The organism is Neisseria sp. P0021.S007, assembly GCF_051956855.1.
Genome location: NZ_JBQCXA010000270.1, coordinates 1 through 872, shown reverse-complemented (window position 1 = coordinate 872; position 872 = coordinate 1). Strand labels below are relative to the sequence as shown.

Genomic DNA, 872 nt, shown 5'->3' with positions numbered 1-872 from the left:
GAGGACGAGCGAAGGCTTCCAGTTGATGAGCAGTAATACCAACACGGCCAACACCATGCCCATAAACGGCACTTGGCGGCGGATGTTGATTTCTTTGAAGCTCCAAAACGGAATCTGCACAATCATGGAAATGCCGGCAAACAGGGTGATACCCAATGCCCACCAATGCACGCCGGGGAAACGTTCGATGCTGTGATTGACCCAAATCAGGCCGACAATCAACGCAGCGGCGGTCGGGCTTGGAACGCCGATAAACCAGCGTTTATCGACTTTGCCGATAAGCGTGTTGAACAGCGCCAAACGCAGGGCGGCGCAGGCGCAGTAGATAAAGGCGACGGAATAGCCGATTTTGCCAAACTGCCAAAGTTGCCATTTGTAGGCAATTAGGGCAGGTGCCACGCCGAAGCTGACCATATCGGCAAGGCTGTCGAGCTGTTCGCCGAACGCGCTTTGGCTGTTGGTCAGCCGCGCTACGCGTCCGTCCATGCCGTCGAGTAGCATGGAAAGGAAAACTGCAATCGCCGCTGTTTCATAACGTCCGTGCATGGACTGGGTAATGGCGAAGAACGCGCAAAACAGCGCGGCGATGGTAAAGGAATTGGGCAGCAGGTAAATGCTGTTTTTGCGGATGGAGTTGCGTGGAGGAATCGGATTTTCTGTATTTTGTGCGTTGTCCATAATGTTTCCGTATATGCTGCGTGTGCAGATGAGGCATTATACCGCATTGGCAGGTTAAGGATTTTTAAAAGGCAGGCATAGTTTCACTTTATCGGCATAAAGTTTCAGACGGCCTTTATTCCATCAGTCAAACAACTCACCCTGCGCCTGCTCTTTGGTCACGCGTACGTCGGTTTCGCCGTCGGCAAAAGTGA

General features: G+C 52.5%; 1 protein-coding gene. It reads right to left on the bottom strand.

What is annotated here, in order from left to right; translation table 11 throughout:
- Window positions 1-678: CDP-diacylglycerol--serine O-phosphatidyltransferase (gene pssA, locus ACTHUR_RS12735; protein WP_440398856.1), on the bottom strand; the 678-nt coding region annotated here is incomplete at its 3' end.
- Between the last annotated feature and the right edge of the window lie 194 nt (window positions 679-872).